Genomic DNA, 8347 nt, shown 5'->3' with positions numbered 1-8347 from the left:
CGTGCATTAGCCAAAGAAAATTTGGATTACGTTCAACGATTCCCTTTAAGTTCCTTAAAAGTAATTGGTTCTGTAGGAGAGCCGATTAACGAAGAAGCTTGGCACTGGTACAATGACCATGTAGGAGGAAAGCGTTGTCCGCTAGTTGATACGTGGTGGCAAACCGAAACGGGAGGGATTATGATATCGCCACTGCCATTTGTCACACCAACTAAACCAACCTACGCTTCACTGCCATTACCGGGAATTCAACCTGTTTTAATGGATGAACTTCGCAATGAAATTGAAGGCAATCAAGTCACCGGTAGTTTGTGTATCAAATTCCCTTGGCCGGCAATGGCCAGAACGATTTGGGGTGATCACCAACGATTTAAAGAAACGTATTTTACAGCTTTCCCGGGTAAATATTTCACTGGTGATGGAGCTTTACGCGATGAAGTTGGTTATTACCGAATTACCGGTCGAGTAGATGATGTAATCATTGTTTCCGGTCACAATTTAGGCACAGCACCTATTGAAGATGCCATCAACGAACATCCGGCAGTAGCGGAAAGTGCAATCGTTGGTTTTCCACATGACGTCAAAGGCAATGCATTGTACGGATTTGTAATTCTTAAAGAAATAGGAGCCACTCGTGATAAAGAAAATCTTCGAAAAGAGATTAACCAACAAATATCCGATCAAATCGGACCTATTGCCAAATTAGATAAAATTCAGTTTGTAAGTGGCTTACCAAAAACACGTTCCGGAAAAATCATGCGTCGCATTTTACGTAAGATAGCGGAAGGCGATTTTAGCAATTTTGGAGATATTTCAACTTTGTTAAATCCCGAAATTGTGGAAGAGATTAAAGAAGGAAAACTATAAGATAAGTTTTAATTATTCACGTTTGTTACAGAACTTGATTTAATTCTGAATAATTGTACTTTTTCAAAAAAGCTGGAATGTGGTTCAATAACCTATTTCAGCTTTTTTGTATCTTTATAAAAAAATAGCTAATTCAAGTCAACATGCAACCACAAATTCAAGTAGCAATTATCGGCGGTGGTTTGGCAGGACTAACAGCAGCAATCCATTTGCGTCAAAAAGGATATATAGTCACTCTTTTTGAAAAAAATGACTATCCCAAACACAAGGTCTGCGGTGAATTTATTTCCAACGAAGTGCTTCCGTATTGGGAAAGTTTAGGTATCGATATTCAGAAGTTGCAACCTACAACACTAACACAGACGGTCATTTCAATTCCTACCGGTAAACAATTGGAAACAGTTTTACCGCTGGGCGGATTTGGTATTAGTCGTTATACATTGGATTTTTATTTATATACAATAGCAAGAGAAGCCGGCTGTCAAATCATTTCCCAGCAAGTAAATGCTATTGAATTTTTAAATGATAGTTTTACAATTCATACTGAAAAAGGAGAAAGATTTCAAGCAAAAGTAGTCTTAGGAGCTTTTGGAAAACGATCCAATTTGGATGTTCAGTTCAAAAGAGATTTTATTCAGAAAAAATCACCTTGGTTAGCAGTGAAAGCTCATTATTCGGGTGATTTTCCCAATGATCTGGTAGCTTTACACAATTTTGAAGGTGGTTATTGTGGCGTATCCAAAGTGGAAGACAATCGCATCAATATCTGTTATTTGGTGAAATTTGACGTGTTCAAGAGATACAAGAATATCGAAGATTTTCAAACAAATGTGTTGTATCAAAATCCGCATTTGAAAAGCATTTTGGAGCAATCCACTTTACTATTTGTTAAACCTTTAACCATCAGCCAAATTTCTTTTGAAAAAAAGGCACAAGTAGAAAGCCGTATTTTAATGCTAGGGGATACAGCCGGACTCATTCATCCACTCTGTGGGAATGGGATGGCCATGGCCATTCACAGTGCGAAAATTGCCAGTGAATGTGTTGTTTCATTTTTAGAGGGAAAACAAACACGCGACGAAATGGAGAAAAGTTATGCATCGCAATGGAAGTACCATTTTCAAAAGCGTTTGCAAGCCGGTAAACAACTGTCAAAATTATTGTTAAACGCGTCCTTGAGTGCAATTCTAATGAAATTATTGCTTACATTCCCTAAATTATTACCTTTAATCATTCAAAGAACGCACGGTAAACCAATATCTTAATGGCTATTCAAACAAAGTATAGAACCGAAGCAGTTGAAATAATGGATGATTTTTCCCTAGAAGGCGAAGAACTTCGGGAAGCGTTGGATAAAATAGCTTCGATTAATCAACTTTTGGGGGGAAACAAGCTAACTTTACAGGGCATTGAGCAATTGTTGAAGGAAACTGATACAACAAAAGTCATTACAATTATGGATGTGGGTTGTGGAAACGGTGACATGCTGCGAATGTTGGCTGATTATGGTAAAATAAATAATTTAAAATTCAAATTGATAGGAATTGATGCCAATGCTTTTACAATTGAGCATGCTCGATCATTGTCAAAGGAGTACCCGAATATCAGCTATCTCTGTGAAGATATATTTTCGGATGCATTTGCCGAGCTAAAATATGATATATTATTGTGCACACTGACATTGCATCATTTTAAAAATAATGAAATTGAAACCATTTTAAATGTGTTTCAAAAACAAGCAACCATCGGAATTGTTATTAATGATTTGCATCGAAATGCACTTGCTTATCTATTATTTCAAAGTGTTTGTTGGGTATTTCAACTCAATCGAATGTCACGTGAAGATGGTTTAACATCCATTTTACGCGGATTTAAAAAGAATGAATTAGAAGATTTTTCAAAAATCATAAAAGCCAAAAAACAATCCATTTCCTGGAAATGGGCATTCCGATACCAATGGATAATTTGGAAATAAAGTCAATCAAACGTATGTCAGTAAAAATAATTACAGTTGCCAAAGAACTCCCGGAATACTCAAGAAAAACCGCTGAAATTCTACCATTTTTAGATGTTTGGCTTTCCGGGCAAGACGATCGTTTTGTGCGAAAAGTGAAGAAAATATTCGAAGGAGCACAAGTAGACCAGCGGTATTCTATCATGCAGCCCGAAGAAGTTTTTACCAAAACATCTTTTGAAGAACGAAACCAAATTTACGCTCGTGAAGTAATTATTTTAGGTGAAAAAGTTTTAAAAAACGCTTTAAAACAAGCTGATTGGAATCCAAAGGACTTGGACTACATCATCACCGTAAGTTGTACCGGAATTATGATTCCGTCGTTAGATGCATATTTAATCAATAAATTAGATTTGCGACAGGATATTGTTCGTTTGCCTGTTACCGAAATGGGATGTGTGGGTGGCGTTTCGGGAATGATTTATGCCAAGAATTTTCTCAAAGCTAATCCCAACAGTAAAGCAGCAGTAATTGCTGTTGAGAGTCCGACTGCCACTTTGCAGCTCAACGATTTCTCTATGGCAAATATGGTTAGTGCAGCTATTTTTGGTGATGGAGCTGCCTGTGTTTTGCTTTCGTCGCATGAAGAAGATTTAGGTCCTAAAATAATTGATGAATCGATGTATCATTTTTATGACAACGAACACATGATGGGGTTTGAGTTAACCAATTCGGGACTCAAAATGGTCTTAGACATTGAAGTCCCTGAAACAATTAGCGAACATTTCCCGCATTTCATCCATCCGTTTTTAGCTAAAAACAACTTGACAATTGATGACATTGACCATTTGATTTTTCATCCGGGTGGAAAGAAAATTGTGCAAACAGTAGAAGACCTATTTTCAGCTTCAGGAAAAAACATTGACGATACGAAAGAAGTTTTACGAATGTACGGAAACATGTCAAGTGCCACCGTATTGTATGTTTTAGACCGATTCATGGCTAAAAAACCGAAGGCAGGCGAAAAAGGTTTGCTTTTAAGTTTTGGACCCGGATTTACAGCTCAACGGATTTTAATTGAATTTTAAAGTTTGAAATGGACAAGGATACATTTTTAAATTATCTCCCGTATTCGAAACCCTTTTTATTTGTGGATGCTATTCTGCATATAGATGAGAATGGGGTTGAAGGGGTATTTACATTTGATGAACAATTGGATTTTTACCAAGGCCATTTCATCAATAATCCTATAACTCCAGGCGTTATTTTAATAGAAACAATGGCACAAATTGGTTTGGTCAGTTTGGGAATTTACTTGACATTCAATGAAAAACCAATGAATTTTGCTTTTACATCATCAGAAATTGAATTTTTAAAACCGGTGTTCCCGAACGAAAAAGTGACCGTTGTTTCGGAAAAAGTTTATTTTCGTTTTGGGAAATTAAAATGTAAAGTGCGAATGATGAATAGTGCGAATGAAGTAGTTTGTACCGGAACATTAGCCGGTATGATAATCAATTAATAAAATGGCAGCAAAACGTGTTGTAATAACAGGATTAGGAATTGTTGCTCCCAATGGAGTAGGAGTTGATGCGTTTACGCACGCCATTAGAAACGGCATTTCTGGAATTAAGCACGATGCTGAATTGGAACGTTTGCAATTTTCCTGTCAAATTGCAGGAACTCCAGTCATTTCTGAAGAACTCAAACGACAATACTTTACCGAATTAGAATTGCGGAATTTCAATTCCACAGGCATTTTATATGGTGTGATGGCGGGAATGGAAGCTTGGCAAGACGCCGGACTTTCAATTGAGCACAATGATTTCCCGGATTGGGACAGCGGAACCATCTTTGGAACCGGAACCTCAGGCATTGATAAATTCAGAGAAAGCATCTATAAAATTGATAATTTCGAAACCCGAAAATTAGGTAGTACCGCTGTCGCACAAACGATGAATAGCGGTGTCAGTGCTTACTTAGGAGGTAAACTGGGTTTAGGTAACATTGTCACTACTAATTCGTCCGCGTGTACCACCGGAGCGGAAAGTATTTTAACAGCCTTTGAACGCATTCAATCCGGAAAAGCTTTACGAATGGTAGCTGGTAGCACTAGCGACAGCGGTCCGTATATTTGGGGCGGTTTTGATGCGATGCGGGTTTGTACCTATAAACACAACGATTCTCCCGAAAAGGGTGCGCGACCTATGAGTGCCACTGCCTCAGGATTTGTACCCGGAAGTGGAGCAGGAGCTTTACTTTTAGAAGACTTAGAAACAGCTTTGGCCCGTGGTGCAAGAATTTACGGCGAAGTTTTGGGTGGTCATGTTAATTCCGGTGGTCAACGTGGCGAAGGAACGATGACAGCTCCTAATTCAATTGCTGTGCAACGTTGCATAACAGAAGCACTCAAAAATGCCAATATACAACCCGAAGAAATTGACACGATTAACGGACATTTAACGGCCACAACCAAAGACAGTTTGGAGATTTTCAATTGGAGTCAAGCGTTGCAGCTGAGCGGCAATCAATTCCCACTAATCAATTCCTTAAAATCGATGGTAGGTCACTGTTTATCAGCATCGGGAAGCATTGAGAGTGTCGCAACCGTATTGCAATTGTACGACAATTTTATTTTTCCATCCATTAACTGTGAAGATGTACATCCGGACATTACAGCAATTATCGATGGAAGTAAAATCCCCCAAAAATGCATTGAAAAGAAGTTAACAGTAGTTGCCAAAGCCAGTTTCGGATTTGGAGATGTAAATGCTTGTTTGCTTTTTAAAAAAATATGTTTAAAATAGATTAACTTGTCCTAAAAAAATACAATGGAAAACCAAACAATGATTTCAGAATTAAAATCGATTATACAACCGTATTGTAACGATGCAACTGCATTAGAAAATTTGACACCTGCATCCAATTTTATCACTGATTTAAAAATTAATTCAGCCAACTTGGTGGACATAATTTTAGATATCGAAGAGAAATATGAAATTGCAATCGATACTGTTTCCATGGAAAAAATGCTCGATGTGCAATCGGCTCTTACCATTATCCAAACAAAGCTCGCCGAAAAATGATAGGCAACGACGTTGTTGATTTGTCCATTGCTACCCAACAAAGTAATTGGCGACGCAAAAATTATCTGGATAAAGTATTTACTCCTTTGGAGCAAGATTTTATTAGAGCTGCTGCCAATCCGGATGAAATGGTTTGGAGTTTATGGAGCCGAAAAGAAGCTGTTTATAAAATCATTCGTCAAAAAGGAGGGAAGTCGGGTTACTATCCAAAAGCGATTGAGTGTTTGGATACATGTTCAACCAATGGTAAAGTACGTTTTAAACATACTGTCTATTTCACACAGACAATTATAAAAGATTCATTGCTTCAAACCCTTGCTGTAACTAAAAGTTCTGACTTTCAGTTTGTAACAATTGTCACAACCATCGATGATATCATCACAATCAATGAAATTCCATATCTGGTTTTGGAAGATAAAAGATATGCTGCTTCCAAAAGTCATCATGGGAGGTTTGAGCAAGTTGTTGGGCTAGTTTCGCAATAAATTACATTTTACTGAATTTCATCGTAGATACATCGTTACCAATATATATTTTTATAAAGTAAATTCCCGACTGCAAGTCTGATAGGTTAACCACATTACTTTCTAATCTGTCGCTCATGACCATTAATCCGCTCATGGCAAAAACTTCTATTTTAGTAATTGTGTTGGGTGCATCCAAATGCAGCATATCATTTACTGGATTTGGGTACATAGATATTCTATCTTCTGTATTTGTTACATTACAGTTAGAATCAACAATTGTAGCAGTGTTTCCATTTAAATTGCACTGATTTTGCATATAAACCACTTCATTTTCATCACAACAAATAGTAGCTAATGAAGGATTACCTGAAAAATAAACATAATCTTCTATAATGCCATTTTTAGTTGAAAGGTTCGTCAAAAGATTATTATTGCAATTGAGATCTTGTAAATTGAACATATCATCTACGTTCAAAGTGGTTAAAAGATTATTTTGACATTGGAAGGACTTAACATATTCCAAATTATCAATATTTAATGTTTCAATTTGATTGTTACTTACATTAATATTTTCAAGATTTAAACAATTACTTAAATCCAAAGTTGATAGATTATTTCCTGACAAGTCTAAATAGATTAACTTTGTTTGATTTGATAAATCAAGAGAGGTTAGTAAATTGCTTGCTGGATAATTAAATGTTTCTGAACTGCCATAACAAAATAGACTTAAAAGGTTTACAGAATCTGATAGATCAATCGTTTGTAATTTCCCATTGTAACTCAAGTATTTTAATTTGGTCAGATTACTAAAATCAACCGACGTAAGTTCAGCACATGAAATGACTATGTCTTCTAGCAGAGGGTTAGAGGAAAAGTCTAAAGAAGTAATAAAATTGTTTACATATTGAAACTTCTTTAGATTGGGATAGGCTGTAAGACTAATCGATGAAGGCAAGCCAGTACCGCACACATCATATAAAATCAACTGTTCTAAATTAACCAATGATGGCTGATTAAACGTTTGAAATCCAGGACAGTAGGCTGTTATTTTTTTGATGTTTGAAAAATATTCCAAACCACCTAAGTCTGTAATATTTGCATAAAATGCATTTAGTCCAATTACTGCAAGAGCTTCCGCTTGACTTATTTCACCATCGGTATTAGCGTCTATTGGAGGGTATACAATAGTTGAAAATTGATCATCATTGTAATTTATCTGTGCGGTTAACAGATATCCTTTAAAAATAGAATCTGCAAAAACAATGTTTTGGGAGTATCCAAACTGAATCGTAATAATAAATAAAAAAAGTAGTTTTGTTTTCATAGCTTTTGTTTAAAGTATTTTCAAATAAATCATTTTCAATTGATTATATTGAAACAAAGTTAGTGACATTTTTTTTTAGTAGCCCAAAATTAACATTTACTGTAAGTTTCATAACATCTGTTTGACGGTGCACTTAAATTTATTCATTGGTACAAATAGAAAACTATTTGCTTCCATTTTGCTATAAAGATTAACTAAAATCCAAGAAAAATGCACAAAAGCCAGGAAGATTTTTGGTGTCTTTCAAACTTTAATTTAATACATAAAATGCCAAAACCTTTTGGACATCATACACATTCACCGACTTGTTAAATTGTTTGACAATACTGGGTTGGGTTTCACTGGAGACCCAAATTTTTAATTCTGCATCTAATTCAAAGGTACCGGCGGTTTCAACGCTGAATCTGGAAATACTTTTGTAAGAAATACTTTTATATTCGGTTTTACTTCCCGTAATTCCATGCACATCAATTAAAATTAATCTTTTGTTAGTAAATATAAATGTATCTCTAATTAATTTAAATCCTAATTCAATTGTTTCACCTTCAATGAACAACTGACTGTATTTTTTACGTAAATCTTCTTGATTAACTGATCCTGCGTTTCCGATTAATGCTGAAAATAGTCCCATATTATTTTTTAGTTTGAA

Annotated in this window: 10 protein-coding genes; 8 read left to right on the top strand and 2 right to left on the bottom strand. The window is 35.8% G+C overall.

Annotated elements, in window-relative coordinates; all coding sequences use genetic code 11:
• The 8 genes from ACIQ2S_RS08830 to ACIQ2S_RS08795 form a co-directional block, all read left to right on the top strand.
• A partial coding sequence (locus ACIQ2S_RS08830) for an AMP-binding protein (protein WP_396175081.1) occupies window positions 1–867 on the top strand: 867 nt, incomplete at its 5' end.
• Between the two features lie 143 nt (window positions 868–1010).
• On the top strand, window positions 1011–2132 hold the full coding sequence (locus ACIQ2S_RS08825) for an NAD(P)/FAD-dependent oxidoreductase (RefSeq protein ID WP_396175079.1): 1122 nt from the start codon (window positions 1011–1013) through the stop codon (window positions 2130–2132).
• On the top strand, window positions 2132–2842 hold the full coding sequence (locus tag ACIQ2S_RS08820) for a methyltransferase domain-containing protein (RefSeq protein ID WP_396175077.1): 711 nt from the start codon (window positions 2132–2134) through the stop codon (window positions 2840–2842). Before ACIQ2S_RS08825 ends, ACIQ2S_RS08820 begins: the two co-directional genes overlap by 1 nt.
• A 14-nt stretch (window positions 2843–2856) precedes the next feature.
• Window positions 2857–3909 carry a type III polyketide synthase gene (locus ACIQ2S_RS08815; protein ID WP_396175085.1) on the top strand — a complete coding sequence of 351 codons (1053 nt, stop codon included), beginning with the start codon at window positions 2857–2859 and terminating at the stop codon, window positions 3907–3909.
• An 8-nt stretch (window positions 3910–3917) separates the two neighbouring features.
• A complete protein-coding gene (locus ACIQ2S_RS08810) occupies window positions 3918–4343 on the top strand; it encodes a 3-hydroxyacyl-ACP dehydratase FabZ family protein (RefSeq protein ID WP_396175075.1) in 426 nt (141 codons plus the stop codon).
• 4 nt (window positions 4344–4347) lie between these two features.
• Window positions 4348–5628, top strand: a complete 1281-nt coding sequence (locus tag ACIQ2S_RS08805) for a beta-ketoacyl-[acyl-carrier-protein] synthase family protein (RefSeq protein WP_396175073.1) — start codon at window positions 4348–4350, stop codon at window positions 5626–5628.
• A 24-nt stretch (window positions 5629–5652) separates the two neighbouring features.
• Complete coding sequence (locus ACIQ2S_RS08800) at window positions 5653–5907, top strand: acyl carrier protein (RefSeq protein ID WP_396175071.1); 255 nt, start codon at window positions 5653–5655, stop codon at window positions 5905–5907.
• Entirely contained in the window at window positions 5904–6392 is a 489-nt protein-coding gene (locus ACIQ2S_RS08795) for a 4'-phosphopantetheinyl transferase superfamily protein (protein WP_396175069.1), read from the top strand. Before ACIQ2S_RS08800 ends, ACIQ2S_RS08795 begins: the two co-directional genes overlap by 4 nt.
• A gap of 1 nt (window position 6393) precedes the next feature.
• Here ACIQ2S_RS08795 and ACIQ2S_RS08790 read toward each other — a convergent pair whose 3' ends face one another.
• Window positions 6394–7698 carry a T9SS type A sorting domain-containing protein gene (locus ACIQ2S_RS08790; RefSeq protein WP_396175067.1) on the bottom strand — a complete coding sequence of 435 codons (1305 nt, stop codon included), beginning with the start codon at window positions 7696–7698 and terminating at the stop codon, window positions 6394–6396.
• Window positions 7699–7948: 250 nt separating this feature from the next.
• Window positions 7949–8329, bottom strand: a complete 381-nt coding sequence (locus tag ACIQ2S_RS08785) for a PH domain-containing protein (protein WP_396175083.1) — start codon at window positions 8327–8329, stop codon at window positions 7949–7951.
• Window positions 8330–8347 lie beyond the last annotated feature (18 nt).

The sequence above is a fragment of the Flavobacterium sp. genome (genome assembly GCF_044371705.1).
GTDB lineage: Bacteria > Bacteroidota > Bacteroidia > Flavobacteriales > Flavobacteriaceae > Flavobacterium.
This window is presented reverse-complemented; position numbering and strand designations above follow the sequence as displayed.